Consider the following 17329-nt stretch of genomic DNA (forward strand, 5'->3'; position numbering starts at 1 on the left):
TCGAATGTTCAGCTCGCCCCGCCGAGCCGGAAGTCGCGCCGGGGCTGCCACCGGGTAGCCCCGCTGTGCGAGAACAGCGTGAACGCCTCCACCTGGAACAGCGCGGAGAAGTCGGCCAGATCCTCGTACGCCTTGTCGAGCACCTCGGGTGGCACGTCCTGCGCCACTGTGACGTGCGGGTGGTACGGGAAACGCAGCTCGCGGCGCAGCTCGGGAGCGGAGTTGATGGCGGCGGCCAGCAGTTCGCACTCGCTGATCCCGGCCGCCACCGCCACGAAGACCACCTGGGTGACCGGGCGGAACGTGCCGGTGCCGCGCAGGTGCAGCGTGAACGGCAGGTGCGCGGCGGCGACCCGGTCCAGGTGCTCCTCGACGGCGGGCAGCGCGCGTACCGGAATCTCGGTGGGCCCGAGCAGGGTGACGTGCGCGGGGACGGCCGCCGGGTCGCCGGCCTCGACCCGGCGGCGGGTGAGCATCCCGCCCCACGGCTCGGGGATGTCGACGGCGATCCCGATCTGGATCGTGTCCGCGCCGCCCGGCGCCGCGTCATTGCCCGCCACGTCGCGCGCCACCCCTCCGGCCTCCGGCTGCGTCACCCGTCCCGCCCGGGCCGCTACTCGAACCGCACCGGCGGGAAGAAACCGACCCGCTCGTACGCCGCACGCAGCGTCGCGTCGGCCACCACGCGGGCCTTCTCCGCGCCCCGCGCGAGCAGCTTGTCCAGTTGGGCCGGGTCGTTCAGGTAGCCGTTCGTGCGTTCCTGGATCGGGGTGACGAACTCGCGCACCACCTCGGCCAGGTCCTTCTTGAGGTCGCCGTAGCCCTTGCCGTCGTACGCGGCCACCAGGTCGTCGATGGACCGGCCGGACAGCGCCGAGTAGATGGTGAGCAGGTTGCTGATGCCCGGCTTGCCCTCGGCGTCGAAGACGATCTCGCGGCCGGTGTCGGTGACCGCCGAGCGGATCTTCTTGGCCGAGCGGGCCGGGTCCTCCAGCAGGTCGATGATGCCGGCCGGGGAGGACGACGACTTCGACATCTTCGCCGTCGGGTCCTGCAGGTCGGTGATCTTCGCGGTGTCCTTCACGATGTGCGGCGCGGGCACCGTGAAGGTGCGCCCGAACAGCGAGTTGAACCGCTGCGCCAGGTCGCGGGACAGCTCCAGGTGCTGCCGCTGGTCCTCGCCCACCGGCACCGCGTTCGCCTGGTAGAGCAGGATGTCGGCGGCCTGCAGGATCGGGTACGTGAACAGGCCGACGCTGGCCCGCTCGCTGCCCTGCTTCTGCGACTTGTCCTTGAACTGGGTCATCCGGCCGGCCTCGCCGAACCCGGTGATGCAGCCGAGCACCCAGGCCAGCTGCGGGTGCTCGGGCACCTGCGACTGGACGAACAGCGTGCTGCGCTCCGGGTCGAGGCCGAGCGCGAACAGCTGCGCGGCGGCCACCCGGCTGCGGTGCTTGAGCACCTTGGGGTCGTGCCCGGCGGTGATCGCGTGCAGGTCGACCACGCAGTAGTAGGCGTCGTGGCTGTCCTGCAACGCCACCCAGTGCCGCAGCGCGCCCAGGTAGTTGCCGAGGTGGAACGAGTCGGCCGTCGGCTGGATGCCGGAGAAGACGCGCGGGCGGGCGGGTACGTCGGACATGGCGGCAATTCTGTCAGCAAGCCCCGGCGTCCGTCATGACGGGCCGGTGGATCGGGCGGGTACGGGCGGAAGCGGACTGTTCACCTCACGCCGGGGCTCGGGCAGCCGCGCGGCGGAGACCGCCAGGCGGGACACCCGCCGGCCGTCGAGCGCCAGCACCCGCAGCAGCCAGCCGGCCGGATCGGCGGGGACCGATCCGCCTTCCGGGTCGAGCGCCACCGGCACCTCGTCCCCGGCCACCGGCARCCGGCCCAGCGCGGCCATCACGAACCCGCCCACCGTCTCGTACGGGCCGGCGGGCAGCGGCACCCCGGTACGTTCGGCGAAGTCGGTCAGGTTGAGCCGGCCGTCCACGACGGCGGGCAGCCCGGTGGATTCCGGTTCGGGCGGGCCGTGCTCCTCGTCGCGGATCTCCCCGACCAGTTCCTCGACCAGGTCCTCGCAGGTGACGATGCCGGCGGTGCCGCCGTACTCGTCGATGACCACGGCCAGGTGGTGGCCCTCCCGGCGCATCTCGGTCAGCGCCGCGAGCACGCGCTTGCTGTCCGGCAGGCGTTTCACCTCGCGGGTCAGCTCGCCGACCACCAGCGGCCGGTCGGGTTCCGGGCGCAGCAGCACGTCCCGCAGGTGCACCATGCCGACCACGTCGTCGTGGGTGCCGTCGACCACCGGGTAGCGGGTGTGCGGGTCGTCCCGGACCAGTCGCCGCGCCTGGGCCAGCGGCAGCGCCGCGCTGAGGAAGACCACCTCGGTGCGGGGCACCATGACCTCGCGGACGAGCCGGGCGCCGGCCAGCAGCACCTCGTCGATGATCCGGCGCTCGTCGGCGTCGAGCAGCGTGTTCGCCGCGACCAGGTCCCGCAGCTCGTCCTCGCTGATCCGCTCCCGGCCGGCGACCGGGCTGGCGCCGAGCAGGTCGGTCACCAGGCGGGTGGCGCCGTCGGCGGCCCGCACCACGAGGCGGGCCACGGTGCGGGCCAGCGGGCCGGGTTCGCGTCGGAGCCGCCCCGGCGGACGCCGCCGGGGCCCGGGACCACCACCCTCCCGCATGAGAAGGATGGTAGACAGCGGCCACCGTACGCTCGGGCCGATGTTCGGATCTGTTCAGTCATGAAGGATTGTGATGGAATGGAGGCGGGCTCAACTCGACAGCCGCGACACCGCCCCCGGCCGTAGGGTGATCGCGGGAAGGCCGCGGGACGCGGCCCAGGCAGGAGGACGACCGACGTGAAACTGCTCGTCACCGGCGGCGCCGGCTACATCGGCAGCGTGGTGACCCGGATGCTGCTCGACCACGGCCACCAGGTGACCGTGCTGGACGACCTGCGCACCGGTCACCGGGAAGCCCTCGCCCCCGAGGCGACCCACGTCGACCTGCCGGTGCACGAGGCCGCCCGGGTGCTCACCCCCGACGCCGGGTACGACGGCGTGCTGCACTTCGCGGCCCTCATCGCCGCCGGCGAGTCGATGATCCGGCCCGAGCTGTACTGGCACACCAACACCGTCGGCTCGATCGCGCTCATCGACGCGGTCCGCGCCGCCCGGGTGCCCCGGATGGTCTTCTCCTCCACCGCCGCCGTCTACGGCAACCCCACCGAACTGCCCATCCCGGAAACCGCCGTCAAGGCCCCCACCAGCACCTACGGCGCGACCAAGCTGGCCGTCGACATGGCGCTCACCTCCGAGGCGATCGCGCACGACCTGGCCGCCGTCTCGCTGCGCTACTTCAACGTCGCCGGGGCGTACCTGCGCGACGGGCTGGCCATCGGCGAACGGCACGCCCCGGAGACGCACCTCATCCCGATCGCGCTCGACGTGGCCGCCGGGCGGCGGGAGAAGCTCCAGCTCTTCGGCGACGACTACCCCACTGTCGACGGCACCTGCGTACGCGACTACATCCACGTGGAGGACCTGGCCCGCGCCCACCTGCTCGCGCTCGACGCGGCCACCCCGGGCCGGCACCGCATCTACAACCTGGGCAACGGCAACGGCTTCACCAACCGGCAGGTCGTCGACGTGGTCCGCGAGGTCACCGGCCACCCGGTGCCGGTCGAGGTCGCCCCCCGCCGCGAGGGCGACCCGGCCGAGCTGGTCGCGTCCTCCGCGCTCGCCCGCGACGAGCTGGGCTGGACGCCGGCCAAGCCCACCCTGCACGACATGGTCGGCGACGCCTGGACGTTCTACCGGGCCCACGTCGCGGGGCAGCCCTCATGACCGTCGCCGACCGCGCCACCGCCGGCTTCCGGCAGCGGTACGGCACCGAGCCGGCCGGCCGCTGGGCGGCACCCGGACGGGTCAACCTGATCGGCGAGCACACCGACTACAACGACGGCTTCGTGCTGCCCTTCGCGCTGCCGCTGCGTACCGTGGTCGCCGCCGCGCCCGCCCCGGACGGACGCTGGACGGTCTGGTCGGAGCTGGACGACGAGCCGGTCGAGTTCGGCGCGGCGGAGGCCGACGAGCCCGGCGGCGTCGACGGCTGGGCCGCCTACGTGGCCGGGGTGGTGTGGGCGCTGCGCGCCGCCGGCCACGACGTGCCGGGCGCGCGGCTCGCCGTCTCCTCCGACGTGCCGGTCGGCTCCGGGCTCTCCTCGTCGGCGGCGATCGAGTCGGCGGTGCTGGCCGCGCTGGTCGACCTCGGCGGCCTGGACCTGCCCGCGCAGGCGTGGCCCCGGCTGGCCCAGCGGGCCGAGAACGACTACGTCGGCGCGCCCACCGGGATCATGGACCAGTCCGCCGTGATCCGCGGCCGGGCCGGGCACGCCCTGTTCCTCGACTGCCGCACCGAGGAGGTCGAGCAGATCCCGTTCGACCTGGACGCCGCCGGGCTGGCCGTGCTGGTGATCGACAGCCGGGCGCCGCACCGGCACGCGGACGGCGAGTACGCGGCCCGGCGCCGCAGTTGCGAGCGGGCCGCCGCGACGCTCGGGGTGACCGCGCTGCGCGACGTCGACGTGACTGACCTCGACGCCGCGCTGGCCCGCCTCGACGACGACGAAACCCGCCGCCGGGTCCGGCACGTCGTCACCGAGAACCAGCGGGTGCTCGACACCGTCGCGCTGCTGCGCGCCGGCCGGGTCCGCGACACCGGGCCGCTGCTGACCGCCTCACACGCCTCCATGCGCGACGACTTCGAGATCACCGTGCCGGAGATCGACACCGCGGTCGAGGCGGCGCTGTCCGCCGGGGCGTACGGCGCGCGGATGACCGGCGGCGGTTTCGGCGGCTGCGTGCTCGCCCTGGTCGACGCCGAGGCCGCCGACCCGGTGGCCGCCGCCGTCACCGAGGCGTACGCGAAGCGCGGCTTCACCGCCCCCGGCACGCTCACGGTCCTCCCGGCCGACGGCGTCACCCGCCTGGGCTGAGGGTGTAAGGAAGGGCCCCTTATTAACGCCTGCGGTAGAGGAAGGGCCCCTTGTTAACAGCGCGCTGTTAACAAGGGGCCCTTCCTTACGAAGCAGGGGTCAGCCGGCCTCGACGATCATGCCGGCGCCGACCGTACGGTTGGTGGCCTCGTCGATGATCACGAAGCCGCCGGTGGTGCGGTTGCGGCGGTACTCGTCGGCCAGCAGCGGCACCGTGGTGCGCAGCCGGACCCGGCCGATCTCGTTGAGCTTCAACTCGCCCACCGTCTCGTCCCGGTGCAGCGAGTTGATGTCCAGCCGGTAGTGCAGGCCACGCACGATCGCCCGCGCCGAGCGGGTGGTGTGCTTGATCGCGTACCTGCCGCCGACCTGCAACGGGCGGGTCTCGTCCATCCAGCAGACCATCGCCTCGATGTCCTGCACGGCCATCGGGGCGTTGTTCGGCCGGCAGATCATGTCGCCGCGGGAGATGTCCAGCTCGTCGGTCAGCCGGACCGTCACCGACATCGGCGGGAACGCCTCGTCCACCGGGCCGTCGGCGGTCTCCACCGCCGCGATCCGGCTGGTGAAGCCGGACGGCAGCACCATGATCTCGTCGCCCGGCTTGAGCACACCGGAGGCCACCTGCCCGGCGTAGCCCCGGTAGTCGGTGACGGTGGTGGACTGCGGCCGGATCACGTACTGCACCGGGAACCGCACGTCGACCAGGTTGCGGTCGGAGGCGATGTGCACCCGCTCCAGGTGGTGCAGCAGCGACGGGCCCTCGTACCACGGCATGTTCTCCGAGCGGGTGACGATGTTGTCGCCCTTGAGCGCGGAGACCGGCACCACAGTCAGGTCCGGCACGTCGAGCTTCGCCGCGAACGCGGTGAACTCGTCGGCGATCCGCTCGTAGACCTCCTGCGACCAGTCGACCAGGTCCATCTTGTTGACACAGAGAACCAGGTGCGGCACCCGCAGCAGCGAGCAGAGGAACGCGTGCCGGCGGGACTGCTCCACCAGGCCCTTACGCGCGTCCACCAGGATCAGCGCCAGGTCGGCGGTGGAGGCGCCGGTGACCATGTTCCGGGTGTACTGGATGTGCCCGGGGGTGTCGGCGATGATGAACTTGCGCCGCGGCGTGGCGAAGTAGCGGTACGCCACGTCGATGGTGATGCCCTGCTCCCGCTCGGCGCGCAGGCCGTCGGTGAGGAGCGCCAGGTTGGTGTACTCGTCGCCACGCGCCGCGCTGACCGCCTCGACGGCGGCGAGCTGGTCGGTGAACAGCGACTTGGTGTCGTAGAGCAGACGGCCGATGAGCGTCGACTTGCCGTCGTCGACGCTGCCCGCGGTGGCGAACCGCAGCAGGTCCATCGGCCGCGCGGTGTCGCTCTCGGCCGGCGCCAGGGTCTCGACGCTCATCAGAAGTAGCCCTCTCGCTTGCGGTCCTCCATGGCGGCCTCGCTGACCCGGTCGTCACCACGGGTCGCGCCGCGCTCGGTGATCCGCGTGGCGGCCACCTCCTCGATCACCTTCTCCACCGTGTCGGCGTCCGACCGGACCGCCGCGGTGCAGGAGGCGTCACCCACGGTCCGGTACCGCACCTGGGCCTTGAACGGCTGCTCACCGGCGCGGGCCCGGAAGAACTCGTTCACCGCGTAGAGCATGCCGTCGCGCTCGATCACCTCGCGCTCGTGCGCGTAGTAGATCGACGGCAGCGGAATCCGCTCCCGCGCGATGTAGTGCCACACGTCCAGCTCGGTCCAGTTCGACAGCGGGAACACCCGGATCGACTCGCCCGGGTGGTGCCGGCCGTTGTACAGCGCCCACAGCTCCGGACGCTGGTTCTTCGGGTCCCACTGGCCGAACTCGTCGCGGAAGCTGAACACCCGCTCCTTGGCCCGCGCCTTCTCCTCGTCGCGCCGGGCGCCGCCGAACAGCGCGTCGAAGCGGTGCTTCTCCACCGCCTCCAGCAGCACCGGCGTCTGGATCCGGTTGCGCATGCCGTCGGCGGACTCGCGGACCAGGCCCTTGTTCAGCGCCTCCGGCACGCTCGCCACGATCAGCTGCAGGCCCAGCTCGGCCACCCGCTGGTCGCGGTAGTCGAGCACCTCGGGGAAGTTGTGCCCGGTGTCCACGTGCATCACCGGGAAGGGGATGTTGGCCGGCGCGAACGCCTTCTGGGCCAACCGGAGCATCACGATCGAGTCCTTGCCGCCGGAGAAGAGCAGCACCGGCCGCTCCATCTCGGCGACCACCTCGCGCATCACGAAGATGCTCTCCGCCTCAAGGGCGTCGAGGTGCGACACCTGGTACGCGGCGGGGGACGTCATGACACGAACTCGATTCGCACGGATCCGTACATCGGATTCCAGACCTTTCAGGTCGGACTCGTGAAGAAGAACGCTCAGGTTACCCGGAATGCCGCTGCAACGCTGCAAGCAACCGACTCGCGAGATCCTTGCGGCAGACCAGCAGATCCGGTAGACGCGGGTCGGCCCCGTTGTATTTCAGCGCAGAACCGTCGATCCGGGAAGCATGCAGACCGGTGGCCGTCGCCACAGCGACCGGAGCGGCCGAATCCCACTCGTACTGACCGCCCGCGTGGATGTACGCGTCGACCTCGCCGGTGACCACGGCGGCGATCTTCGCGCCCGCCGAGCCCATCGGGACCAGATGAGCGCCGACGTCCTCTGCCAGATCGGTCAGGAAAACCGGCGGACGGCTACGACTGGCCGCCAACCGGATGACCCGCCGGCCGCCACCCACGGCCGCCTCCACTGTCATCGGCGGATACGCCGGCGGATGGTCCGTGCCGAGCACCCGGTGCTGGGCCGGCAGGCCCACCGCGCCCGCCACCAGACCGTGCGGCGTCGACGCGTGACGCGACCAGAGCGCCACGTGCACCGCCCAGTCCGAGCGCCCCTCCTCCGCGTACTCCCGGGTGCCGTCCAGCGGATCGATGATCCAGACCCGGTCCGCGTTCAGGCGCGACAACGCCGCGTCCGTCACCTCCGCCGTCCAGGCCAGCCGCGAACCCTCGTCCTCCTCCGACAGCACCGCGTCCGCCGGCCGCCACTTCGCCAGCTCGGTGCGGATCAGGTCGTGCGAGACCTTGTCCCCGGCCGACCGGAGCGCGCCCGCGTCGGCGAACCCCATCTCCGTCCGCAACGCCGTCAGCGCCTGACCGGCCCGCGACGCCAGCCACCGGGCGAAGCCGCCGTCGATCATCGGAGGACTGCCCATGATGCTCCCGTCGCCCGCCCTTCGGTCCCCGGCCACTGCTCAGCCCCCGTGGTACAGGTTCTGCGTCGGCTCCACGCCCTTGAGAACCACCGACTCCACCACGTCCGCCGCGCGGTCCACCAGGAACTCCAGCTCCTTGCGCTCCGACGGGGAGAAATCCGAGAGTACGTAGTCAGCCGGGTCCTGCCGCCCCGGCGGCCGGCCGATGCCGAACCGCACCCGCACGTAGTCCTTCGTGCCGAGCGACTTCGACATCGAACGCAGACCGTTGTGGCCGCCCTCGCCGCCGCCGCACTTCACCCGCACCTGCCCGTACGGGATGTCCAGCTCGTCGTGCACCGCGATCACGTGCGCCGGCGGGATCTTGTGGAACTGCGCCAACCCGGCCACCGGGCCGCCGGAGAGGTTCATGTACGTCAACGGCTTGAGCAGCACCAGCTTCGGCCCGCCGAACCCCAGCCGCCCCTCCGCGGCCTCGGCCATCGCGCGCTTGTGCCGCCCGAACTTCGCGCCCACCCGGGCCGCCAGCAGGTCGGCCACCATGAACCCGACGTTGTGCCGGTTGTTCGCGTACTCCCGGCCGGGGTTGCCCAGGCCGACCACCAGCCACGGCCCCGCCTCGTCCGTCACCCGACGCCCCTTCCCGCTCGCTTCCCCGACCAGCCGTCCCGATACGCCGACAGGCGCCCCCGGGAACCGGGGACGCCTGTCGCACAGCCTTGCGGACCGGTCAGGCCTCGGTCTTCGCCTCGGCCGGGGCCTCCTCGCCCTCGGCGGCCGGAGCGCCCTCGGCACCCTCGGCGGTCTCCTCGCCGACCTCGGCCTCGGCCTCCTCGGTGGCCTCCTCGACCTCGGGGAGGGTGGCCTCGAGCTGCTCGGCGGTCGGAGCGGCGGTCACCGAGGCGACAGCGGTCTCCTCGTCGGTGGCCAGCTCGACGCCGGCCGGCAGCTCGACGTCGGCGGCGGTGATCGTGGTGCCCGGCTCGGCGCCCTCGATCGACGCCTCCAGGTGGTCCGGCACCTTGGTCGCGTCGGCGGTCACCGACAGCGTGTCGTGGTCGTGCACGATCAGCGTGTCCTTCGCGGCCTCACCGGTCAGCTGGACCGGGACCTCGACGGTGACCTTCTCGCCCCGGCGGACCAGCAGCAGGTCCACGTGCTCGAAGGTGTCCTTGATCGGGTCACGCTGGATCGCCTTCGGCAGCGCCAGCACCTGGGTGCCGTCGCTGACCTCGATCGCGAAGAGCTGGTTCGCGCCGCCCTTACGGATCGCGGCGGCGAACTCCCGCGCCGGAAGCGCGATGTGCTTGGGCTTCTCGCCGTGGCCGTACAGCACGGCGGGCACCTTGCCGGCCCGGCGGGTACGACGGGCACCACCCTTGCCGAACTCGGTACGGGGCTCGGCGCTGATCTTTACCTCGGACACGGGGAAACTCCTGATGCTTCGCTGCGGCGGCTTGTCGTCTGGCGGTGCTGGGGCGAGGGGCTCGCTGGGGCTAGGGTCATGAACGACCGCCCGGAGCACCGCGTCGATGACGGCGCCTCCGTGCGGTGCTTGTCAGCAGCCCGCCGGGCACCCTCGCCGTGGCAACCGCACCAGTCTACCCGAGGGAATTCCCGGCTCTCCGGCAGTCCCCCATATCACCGCGCCGCCGGTTCCGCAGGGCATCGGCCCGGCCGCCGGAACACCGGCGACCGGACCGGCACTCCTCAGCTCAGGCCACCGAACAGGGTGGTCACCGAACCGTCGTCGAAGACCTCCCGGATCGCCCGCGCCAGCAGCGGGGCGATCGACAGTACGGTCAGCTTGTCCAACTGCTTCTCCGACGGCAGCGGCAGCGTGTTCGTCACCACGACCTCGCTGATCGGGCTGTTCTTCAGCCGCTCCGTCGCCGGATCGGACAGCAGCGCGTGGGTCGAGGCGACCACGATCTCCGCCGCGCCCTGCTCCTTGAGGATGTCCGCCGCCTTGGTGATCGTGCCGCCGGTGTCGATCATGTCGTCCACGATCAGGCACACCCGGCCCTCGACCTCACCGACCACCCGGTTCGCCACGACCTGGTTCGGCTTGAGCGGATCGCGGGTCTTGTGGATGAACGCCAGCGGGCAGCCGCCCAGCCGGTCGGTCCAGCGCTCCGCCACACGTACCCGGCCCGAGTCCGGCGCCACCACCGTCATCGGGCGGCCCGCGTACTTGTGCTCCACGTACTCGGCCAGCACGTCCATGGCGAACAGGTGGTCCACCGGGCCGTCGAAGAAGCCCTGGATCTGCGCGGTGTGCAGGTCGACGGTCAGGATGCGGTTCGCGCCCGCCGTCTTGAGCAGGTCGGCGATCAGCCGCGCCGAGATCGGCTCCCGGCCGCGGTGCTTCTTGTCCTGCCGCGCGTACGGGTAGAACGGCAGCACCACGGTGATCCGCTTGGCCGAACCGCGCTTCAGCGCGTCGACCATGATCAGGGTCTCCATGACCCAGGTGTTCACGCCGTGCGTCACGGACTGCACCACGAAGGCGTCCGAACCACGAACCGAGTCCTTGTACCGGACGAAGATCTCGCCGTTGGCGAAGTCGTACGCGTCGGCCGGCGTCGGCGCGACGCCGAGCACCTCACCGATCTCCTTGGCCAGCTCCGGAAAACCCCTCCCGGAGAAGAGCATCAGGCTCTTGCGGTTTTCGGCGACGATGCTGCCCATGGGCCCGTCTGCTCCCGTATGTCGGTGGTGCCCGGCGGCGGTGAGGCCGGGGAGTGTTCGGTTGCAGTATGCCCCCGGTTCAGCGATCCACCCACGGCCCGCCGATCCCCGTGGAGTCAGTCACCTTCCCTTGCGGCTGCGCCCGACTCCGGCGCATCCTCACCGGCCCGCCGCGCCGCCTCCGCGGCCTCCGTGCCGGCCCGCTTGCGCAGCACCCAGCCCTCCACGTTGCGCTGCTGGCCCCGCGCCACCGCCATCGCGCCCGGCGGCACGTCCCCGGTGATCACCGAACCCGCAGCCGTGTACGCGCCGTCGCCGACCCGCACCGGCGCCACGAACATGTTGTCCGCTCCGGTACGCGCATGGCTGCCGATGGTGGTGTGGTGCTTGCGTACCCCGTCGTAGTTGACGAAGACGGTGGCCGCGCCGATGTTGCTGTGGTCGCCGATCGTCGCGTCCCCCACGTACGACAGGTGCGGCACCTTCGAGCCCTCACCGATCGACGTCTTCTTGGTCTCCACGAACGTGCCGACCTTCGCCTTGCGGCCCAGCCGCGACTCCGGCCGCAGGTACGCGTACGGCCCCACGCTGGCCTCCGGCCCCACCTCGGCGCCGAGCGCGTGGGAGCGCACCACGCTCGCGCCCGCGCCCACCACCGTGTCCACGAGCGTGGTGTCCGGGCCGACGAGCGCGCCCGCGCCGACCACGGTGGCGCCCTGGAGCTGCGTGTTCTGGTCGATCACCGCGTCCCGTTCCACGGTCACCGTCACGTCGATCCACGTCGTGTGCGGGTCGAGGATGCTGACCCCGGTACGCATCCAGCCCTCGTTCACCCGGTCCCGCAGCAGCCGCCGCAGCGCGGACAGCTCCACCCGGTCGTTGCAGCCGAGCGTCTCCACGTAGTCGGCGGCGCAGTGCACCGCCACCGGCTCCCCGGCGTCGCGCAGCAGCGCGAAGACGTCGGTCAGGTACTCCTCGCCCTGGTCGTTGTCGGTGGAGAGCTTGCCCAGCGCCTCCCGCAGGCGGGCCGCGTCGAACGCGTAGATGCCCGCGTTGATCTCCCGCAGCGCGCGCTGCTGGGGCGAGGCGTCCCGCTCCTCCACGATCTGCTCCAGGTGCCCCTGCACGTCCCGCACGATCCGGCCCAGGCCGGTCGGGTCCGGCACCTCGGCCGCCAGCACCGTCGCCGCCGCGGCGGCTTCCTCGTGCGCCTCGACGAGCGCCCGAACCGTCTCCGGCCGCAGCAGCGGCACATCCCCGTTGATCACCACGACGGTGCCGGTCGCGTCCGGCACCGCGTCCAGCGCGATGCGGACGGCGTGCCCGGTGCCGAGCTGGCGCTCCTGGAGCACCGGCGTCGCCGCCGGGGCCACGTCGGTCAGGTGCGCCCGGACCTGGTCGGCGCCGTGGCCGACCACCACCACGGTGCGGTCCGCGCGCAGCGGCCCGGCCGCGGCGAGGACGTGACCGAGCAGGGTACGGCCGAGCAGTGGGTGCAGCACCTTGGGCAGGGACGACTTCATCCGCTTGCCCTCACCGGCGGCGAGCACGACAACGGTGCGGAGGTGGGGCTGGGACACGACGTGGCTCTCCCGTCGGGACGGCGACAGTCTCGCGGTCATGCTAACCACGCGGCTCGCCACAATTCGCATCCGGCCACACAAACGTCGTTCGCCCAGGAGCGATCCGACGAATGAGCTGGGGTGCCTGGATTCGAACCAGGAGCTCAAGGCTCCAAAGGCCTGCGGGTTGCCGTTACCCCACACCCCATCGCTATGTCAAGACCTACGGATCAGCGACTTTTCCTTGCGTCTCGTCCGTGATCCGGAACAGCTCGGCGATCATACCTTCGATCTGCCAGTAGAGCTCGCGACTGCGGGGCACCGTGATCACGAGACATCCGTGATAGGTGTCGCCCGTGTTCCGCCGCAGCGTGGTCGGGTTGTGCCGCTTGAGCACCGTGCGGCGAAACCGCTCGGCAGGTAGTCGCAGCCGCCTCACCCACCAACGCACAGCCGCCTCCGCGTCCGCTGACTCGTGGATGCTCACCCGATAGGTCGGCACCGTCCGATCTACGCCGCACACTTCGAGGAAGCGGAGGAAGAGGGCCAGCAACCCCGGATCGGTGTTGACGAACTGGACCGTCACCGCTCGACGCCAGGGCTTCGACTTGGCGCCCTCGCACCAGTAGATCGCGGCGCCCAGCATCAGCAGATCCCGCTCACCGAGCCCGCCGACCACCCCGGCGGACCTGGCGTGTTCCGCGGCCTGCGCGGCGTCCCGCGACTCCCGGTACGCGCTCCAGCGCGCCTCCGTCATCGCCCGTGAATGGGCACGTCGCCGCTCGGCCGTCGCGTCGTCCGGGTTCAACGGCAGGTGCCGCACCCACTGGTAAGCGGTCGACTTCGCCACGCCGAGCTGCTCCGCGATCTGGTTGACGGATCGGCCGGCCGCGCGCAGCCGCAGCGCCTCAGCGCGGGCGTCGTCGCGCGCACGGGGCCGGCGGGTCCACTCAGGCGGCGGGATGCCGCGCAGCAGCGCGTACACCCGATCGCGGCCGATGCCCAGGCGGGCCCGGATGTCGGCGACGGAGAGCTGCTCCTCGACACGCAGGCGGCGCACCTCGGCGGCGAGTGGGTCGACCATGGACCGAACTTAGAACGTACGTACGACAACGAGGCGTCCGGTCGGACCGCGTACGCCTCGCCTGGCAGGATGGGGCGGGTGACCGACGTTCCCGGCAGTGACCGCGCCCGGCGGCGGCCCGCGCCGGCGGCGAAGCCGTCCCGGGTGCGGATGTCCGCGACGCAGCGGCGCGAGCAGTTGATCTCGATCGCCCGGCAGATCTTCGCCGAGCGCGGGTTCGACGCGACCTCGATCGAAGAGGTGGCGGCGCGCGCCAAGGTGTCCAAGCCGGTGGTCTACGAGCACTTCGGCGGCAAGGAAGGGCTCTACGCGGTGGTGGTGGACCGGGAGGTCCGGGCCCTGCTGGACCGGATCACCACGGCGCTGACCGCGGGCAATCCGCGGGAGCTGCTGGAGCAGGCCGCGTTGACGCTGCTGACCTACATCGAGGAGGAGACCAGCGGGTTCCGGGTGCTGGTCCGGGAGTCGCCGCTGATGTCGGCGACCGGCAATTTCAGCAGCGTGATGAACGACGTGGCGCACCAGGTGGAGCACATCCTGGCGGGCGAGTTCTCCATCCGGGGGTACGACCCGAAGCTCGCCGAGCTCTACTCCCAGGCGCTCGTGGGCATGGTGGCGTTGACCGGGCGCTGGTGGCTGGAGGTGCGCAAGCCGCGCAAGGAGACGGTGGCGGCGCACCTGGTGAACCTGGCCTGGAACGGGTTGTCGCACCTGGAGTCGAAGCCCGGGCCGATCCCCCGGGGCTGACGCCGCGTCAGCGCAACAGCCGCGTCAGCGCAACAGCCGCGTCAGCGCAACAGCCGCGTCAGCGCTCGCCGATCGGGTGGTAGCGGCGCTGCCGTTCCTCCTCGGCGTGCTCGGCGGTGCCGACCTTGTCGTACAGGCCGGTGGCGAGCAGGATCAGCCCGAACAGCAGCGACACGATGACCGTGGACATCGAGAAGTTGAGGAAGTTCGCCGAGGTCTGCAGCACCGACATCATCAGGATGCCGGTGACCAGGAAGACCACGCCGGCGGTGAGGTTCATGTAGTGGCCGAGATTGGTGCGGCGGGACGCGCCGACCAGCAGGACCGCGCCGAAGACGACCGAGACCAGCGAGAAGGCCAGGTTGGTGCGCAGGCCCAGCGCCCAGTTGCTGCCCCGGCCGAACAGCCCTTCGCCCCAGGTCAGGAAGACGCCGTAGACGCCGAAGACGAGGATGTAGAGGCCGATGAGCCCGGACAGCACCCGGTAGAGGGGCCGCGCGGGGTGGTTCACCGGGAAGTGCGCCATGGTGCCCTCCAGTCGTGCGACTGATTCGGGGCAATTGTCGCCTGGGTTGTCCGTTCGCGTCCGGAAAACACCGAAGGCCCGGCGCGCGGCGCGCCGGGCCTTCGTACGAGGAGGGGATCAGAGCACCAGGCGGGCCTTCTGCCATGCCTCGTGCTCCTCGTCGGAGCCGACCTTGCTGTACATGCCGGCCATCAGGAGCACCAGCGCCAGGGTCAGGACCACGACGTCGGTCATGATCGAGAAGTTGAAGATGTTGACGTCGGTCTGCAGGAACGCCAGCGAGCCCAGGCCGATCACCATCAGGGTGTAGGCCAGCCACTGGTTGATCGCCACGTCGAGGTTGCGGCCGATCGCGGTGCCGACCAGGATCACCACGCCGACGAGCACCGACACCAGCGAGAACGCCATGTTGGTGCCCTGGCCGAGAACCTTGGTGTCGTCCTGGGCGAAGAAATCGCCACCGGCGCTGGCGATGACGCCGAGGCCGCCGAAGACGACGAAGTACAGACCAACGATCCCGCCGATCGCCCGGTAGATCGGCCGCGCGGGGTGGTTGACGGGGGTGTGGGCCATCTCTGCGTCTCCAAAAGACCGTTCGGACGAGGGTTCCACCGGTGATTGTCCCGTACGCCGGTCAGTGACGCCGCACACCCCCCACCCCGGCGGCAGGTCAGCCGCCCGGCAGCTCCTCGGCCAGGGCCAGCCAGGTCTCCTCGGTGCGGTCCCGCTCGGCCCGTACCTCCTTGAGCTGTGCGTCCAGCTCGGCGACCCGGGCGTAGTCGGTGGCGTTCGCGGCGAGCTGCTCGTGCAGGGCCGCCTCCTTCTGTTCCAGCTTGGCGATCTGCCGTTCCAGCCGGTTGAGTTCCTTCTTCGCCGTGCGTACCTCGGCGGCGGACATGCCCTCGCGTTCCGGCGCCGCGGTGGCCGGGGTGAGGTCGGCGGGCGCCGGGCCGCCGGCCGCGGCGGCGCGCGCCAGGTACTCGTCGACGCCGCCGGGCAGGTGCACCAGCCGGCCGTCGCCGAACATGCCGTACGCGACGTCGGTGACCCGCTCAATCAGGTAGCGGTCGTGGCTGGCCACCACGATCGTGCCGGGCCAGGAGTCGAGCAGGTCCTCCAGCGCGGCGAGCGTGTCGGTGTCCAGGTCGTTGGTGGGCTCGTCGAGCAGGAGCACGTTGGGTTCCCCGGCGAGCAGCCGCAGCATCTGCAGGCGGCGGCGTTCCCCGCCGGACAGGTCGCTCACCGGGGTCCAGAGCCGCCGGTCGTCGAAGCCGAAGATCTCGGCGAGCTGGGCGGCGCTGATCTCCCGGTCGCCGAACTGCACGCGCCGGGCCACCTCTTCGACGGCTTCCAGCACGCGCAGGTGGCCGGGGAGTTCGGCGAGTTCCTGGGAGAGGAACGCGGGCCGGACGGTCTGCCCGACGGCGAAGCGCCCGCCGTCGGGGCCGGTCACCCCGGCGAGCATCCGTAGCAGGGTGGTCTTGCCGGCGCCGTTGCGCCCGAGGATGGCCACCCGGTCGCCGGGCCCGACCTGCCAGGTGGTGTCGTGCAGGATCTCCTTCGGGCCGGCGTGCAGCCGCACGTGTTCGAGGTCGTACACCTGCTTGCCGAGCCGGGCGGTGGCGAGCCGTTGCAGCGACATGGTGTCGCGGGGTTCCGGGACGTCGGCGATGAGCGCGTTCGCCGCGTCGATGCGGAACTTGGGCTTCGAGGTGCGCGCCGGCGCGCCGCGGCGCAGCCAGGCGATCTCCTTGCGGAGCAGGTTCTGCCGGCGGGCCTCGGTGGCGGCGGCCACGCGCTGCCGTTCGACGCGGGCGAGCGTCCACGCGGCGAAGCCGCCCTCGTACGCCCGGACGGTCTGGTCGGCGACCTCCCAGGTGGTGGTGCAGACGGCGTCGAGGAACCAGCGGTCGTGGGTGACCACGACGAGCGCGCCCTTGCGGGTGACGAGGTGCCGGGCCAGCCAGTCGACGCCACCGACGTCCAGGTGGTTGGTGGGCTCGTCGAGGACGAGCAGGTCGGCGTCGCGGACCAGCAGCGCGGCGAGCGCGACCCGGCGGCGTTCCCCGCCGGACATCGGGCCGACCGGCGTGTCCAGGCCGAGGTGGGGCATGCCGAGGCCGTCGAGGATGGCGCGCACGCCCGCGTCGCCGGCCCACTCGTGCTCGGCGCCCATGCTCTCGCCGAGCCAGGCGGTGCCGAGCACGACGTCCCGCACGGTGAGGTCGGGGGCCAGGTCCAGGCGCTGTGGCAGCCAGGCGACGCGCAGGTCGCGGCGGTGGGTGACGCGGCCGTCGTCGGGTTCCTCGGTGCGGGTGAGCAGCCGCAGCAGCGTCGACTTGCCGGCGCCGTTGAGGCCCACCACGCCGACCCGGTCGGCGTCGTCGAGGCCGAGCGAGACGTCGGTGAGCAGCGGCCCGGCGGCGCCGTACCCCTTGGACACCCGGTCCAGGTTGACGATGTTGGCCATTCCCCACCTTTCACGACTCA

The 17329-nt window shown here is 71.6% G+C and carries 16 protein-coding genes, 1 tRNA gene and 1 pseudogene; 3 read left to right on the forward strand and 15 right to left on the reverse strand.

Annotated features, from left to right (window positions below; genetic code table 11):
• Positions 1-8 precede the first annotated feature (8 nt).
• Genes A8711_RS00575 through A8711_RS00585 form a run of 3 tightly spaced genes read right to left on the reverse strand, consistent with a single transcriptional unit; the run spans position 9 to position 2689 of the window.
• Positions 9-596, reverse strand: coding sequence for a 2'-5' RNA ligase family protein (locus A8711_RS00575; RefSeq protein ID WP_043326796.1), 588 nt, complete (start codon positions 594-596; stop codon positions 9-11).
• A gap of 17 nt (positions 597-613) precedes the next feature.
• Positions 614-1639: a tryptophan--tRNA ligase gene (trpS, locus tag A8711_RS00580; protein ID WP_043326798.1), complete on the reverse strand. Its 1026-nt coding sequence runs from the start codon at positions 1637-1639 to the stop codon at positions 614-616.
• 33 nt (positions 1640-1672) lie between these two features.
• Positions 1673-2689 carry a hemolysin family protein gene (locus A8711_RS00585; RefSeq protein ID WP_233607815.1) on the reverse strand — a complete coding sequence of 339 codons (1017 nt, stop codon included), beginning with the start codon at positions 2687-2689 and terminating at the stop codon, positions 1673-1675.
• 177 nt (positions 2690-2866) lie between these two features.
• Between A8711_RS00585 and galE the strand changes: the two genes are divergently transcribed.
• Positions 2867-3853 carry a UDP-glucose 4-epimerase GalE gene (gene galE, locus A8711_RS00590; RefSeq protein WP_069087184.1) on the forward strand — a complete coding sequence of 329 codons (987 nt, stop codon included), beginning with the start codon at positions 2867-2869 and terminating at the stop codon, positions 3851-3853.
• Positions 3850-5004: a galactokinase gene (gene galK / locus A8711_RS00595; RefSeq protein WP_069087185.1), complete on the forward strand. Its 1155-nt coding sequence runs from the start codon at positions 3850-3852 to the stop codon at positions 5002-5004. The genes galE and galK overlap by 4 nt, the downstream gene beginning before the upstream one ends.
• A gap of 99 nt (positions 5005-5103) precedes the next feature.
• Here the strand turns inward: galK and A8711_RS00600 are convergent, their stop codons facing one another.
• The 9 genes and pseudogenes from A8711_RS00600 to A8711_RS00640 all read right to left on the reverse strand — a co-directional run bounded on the left by A8711_RS00600 (position 5104) and on the right by A8711_RS00640 (position 13566).
• Positions 5104-6405 (reverse strand): sulfate adenylyltransferase subunit 1, encoded by a 1302-nt coding sequence (locus tag A8711_RS00600; RefSeq protein WP_030501168.1) that lies wholly within the window; start codon positions 6403-6405, stop codon positions 5104-5106.
• Positions 6405-7316: a sulfate adenylyltransferase subunit CysD gene (cysD, locus tag A8711_RS00605; RefSeq protein ID WP_030501167.1), complete on the reverse strand. Its 912-nt coding sequence runs from the start codon at positions 7314-7316 to the stop codon at positions 6405-6407. The genes A8711_RS00600 and cysD overlap by 1 nt, the downstream gene beginning before the upstream one ends.
• Positions 7317-7395: 79 nt before the next feature.
• The gene (locus A8711_RS00610) at positions 7396-8229 is read right to left on the reverse strand and encodes an inositol monophosphatase family protein (protein WP_069087186.1); all 834 of its coding nucleotides are present in this window, start codon (positions 8227-8229) and stop codon (positions 7396-7398) included.
• 39 nt (positions 8230-8268) lie between these two features.
• Complete coding sequence (gene pth, locus A8711_RS00615; protein ID WP_030501165.1) at positions 8269-8859, reverse strand: aminoacyl-tRNA hydrolase; 591 nt, start codon at positions 8857-8859, stop codon at positions 8269-8271.
• Positions 8860-8959: 100 nt separating this feature from the next.
• Entirely contained in the window at positions 8960-9655 is a 696-nt protein-coding gene (locus A8711_RS00620; RefSeq protein ID WP_013283957.1) for a 50S ribosomal protein L25/general stress protein Ctc, read from the reverse strand.
• Positions 9656-9939: 284 nt separating this feature from the next.
• The gene (locus A8711_RS00625; protein ID WP_030501163.1) at positions 9940-10920 is read right to left on the reverse strand and encodes a ribose-phosphate diphosphokinase; all 981 of its coding nucleotides are present in this window, start codon (positions 10918-10920) and stop codon (positions 9940-9942) included.
• Between the two features lie 56 nt (positions 10921-10976).
• Positions 10977-12542 (reverse strand): annotated as a pseudogene (gene glmU / locus A8711_RS00630) (bifunctional UDP-N-acetylglucosamine diphosphorylase/glucosamine-1-phosphate N-acetyltransferase GlmU); the annotation flags it as partial.
• 76 nt (positions 12543-12618) lie between these two features.
• Positions 12619-12690: transfer RNA gene (locus A8711_RS00635), tRNA-Gln, on the reverse strand.
• Between the two features lie 15 nt (positions 12691-12705).
• The gene (locus tag A8711_RS00640) at positions 12706-13566 is read right to left on the reverse strand and encodes a helix-turn-helix domain-containing protein (protein WP_069087187.1); all 861 of its coding nucleotides are present in this window, start codon (positions 13564-13566) and stop codon (positions 12706-12708) included.
• Positions 13567-13635: 69 nt separating this feature from the next.
• On the opposite strand from A8711_RS00640, the gene A8711_RS00645 reads away from it, so the two are divergent.
• On the forward strand, positions 13636-14313 hold the full coding sequence (locus A8711_RS00645; RefSeq protein WP_174534858.1) for a TetR/AcrR family transcriptional regulator: 678 nt from the start codon (positions 13636-13638) through the stop codon (positions 14311-14313).
• Between the two features lie 58 nt (positions 14314-14371).
• On the opposite strand, the gene A8711_RS00650 is transcribed toward A8711_RS00645, so the two are convergent.
• The 3 genes from A8711_RS00650 to A8711_RS00660 all read right to left on the reverse strand — a co-directional run bounded on the left by A8711_RS00650 (position 14372) and on the right by A8711_RS00660 (position 17309).
• Positions 14372-14839: a DUF4383 domain-containing protein gene (locus tag A8711_RS00650; protein ID WP_043326810.1), complete on the reverse strand. Its 468-nt coding sequence runs from the start codon at positions 14837-14839 to the stop codon at positions 14372-14374.
• Between the two features lie 117 nt (positions 14840-14956).
• On the reverse strand, positions 14957-15412 hold the full coding sequence (locus A8711_RS00655) for a DUF4383 domain-containing protein (RefSeq protein ID WP_043326811.1): 456 nt from the start codon (positions 15410-15412) through the stop codon (positions 14957-14959).
• A gap of 97 nt (positions 15413-15509) precedes the next feature.
• A complete protein-coding gene (locus A8711_RS00660) occupies positions 15510-17309 on the reverse strand; it encodes an ABC-F family ATP-binding cassette domain-containing protein (RefSeq protein ID WP_069087188.1) in 1800 nt (599 codons plus the stop codon).
• Positions 17310-17329: the final 20 nt, after the last annotated feature.

It is taken from the genome of Micromonospora sp. II (genome assembly GCF_001709195.1).
GTDB classification, from domain to species: Bacteria; Actinomycetota; Actinomycetes; order Mycobacteriales; family Micromonosporaceae; genus Micromonospora; species Micromonospora chalcea.

What these genes read in the sequence shown, in the direction of transcription:
- trpS (WP_043326798.1), bottom strand. Translation starts at nt 1,639, where the DNA reads ATGTCCGACGTACCCGCCCGCCCGCGCGTCTTCTCCGGCATCCAGCCG.
- galK (WP_069087185.1), top strand. Translation starts at nt 3,850, where the DNA reads ATGACCGTCGCCGACCGCGCCACCGCCGGCTTCCGGCAGCGGTACGGC.
- A8711_RS00600 (WP_030501168.1), bottom strand. Translation starts at nt 6,405, where the DNA reads ATGAGCGTCGAGACCCTGGCGCCGGCCGAGAGCGACACCGCGCGGCCG.
- cysD (WP_030501167.1), bottom strand. Translation starts at nt 7,316, where the DNA reads ATGACGTCCCCCGCCGCGTACCAGGTGTCGCACCTCGACGCCCTTGAG.
- A8711_RS00610 (WP_069087186.1), bottom strand. Translation starts at nt 8,229, where the DNA reads ATGGGCAGTCCTCCGATGATCGACGGCGGCTTCGCCCGGTGGCTGGCG.
- A8711_RS00625 (WP_030501163.1), bottom strand. Translation starts at nt 10,920, where the DNA reads ATGGGCAGCATCGTCGCCGAAAACCGCAAGAGCCTGATGCTCTTCTCC.
- A8711_RS00640 (WP_069087187.1), bottom strand. Translation starts at nt 13,566, where the DNA reads ATGGTCGACCCACTCGCCGCCGAGGTGCGCCGCCTGCGTGTCGAGGAG.
- A8711_RS00645 (WP_174534858.1), top strand. Translation starts at nt 13,636, where the DNA reads ATGGGGCGGGTGACCGACGTTCCCGGCAGTGACCGCGCCCGGCGGCGG.
- A8711_RS00650 (WP_043326810.1), bottom strand. Translation starts at nt 14,839, where the DNA reads ATGGCGCACTTCCCGGTGAACCACCCCGCGCGGCCCCTCTACCGGGTG.
- A8711_RS00655 (WP_043326811.1), bottom strand. Translation starts at nt 15,412, where the DNA reads ATGGCCCACACCCCCGTCAACCACCCCGCGCGGCCGATCTACCGGGCG.
- A8711_RS00660 (WP_069087188.1), bottom strand. Translation starts at nt 17,309, where the DNA reads ATGGCCAACATCGTCAACCTGGACCGGGTGTCCAAGGGGTACGGCGCC.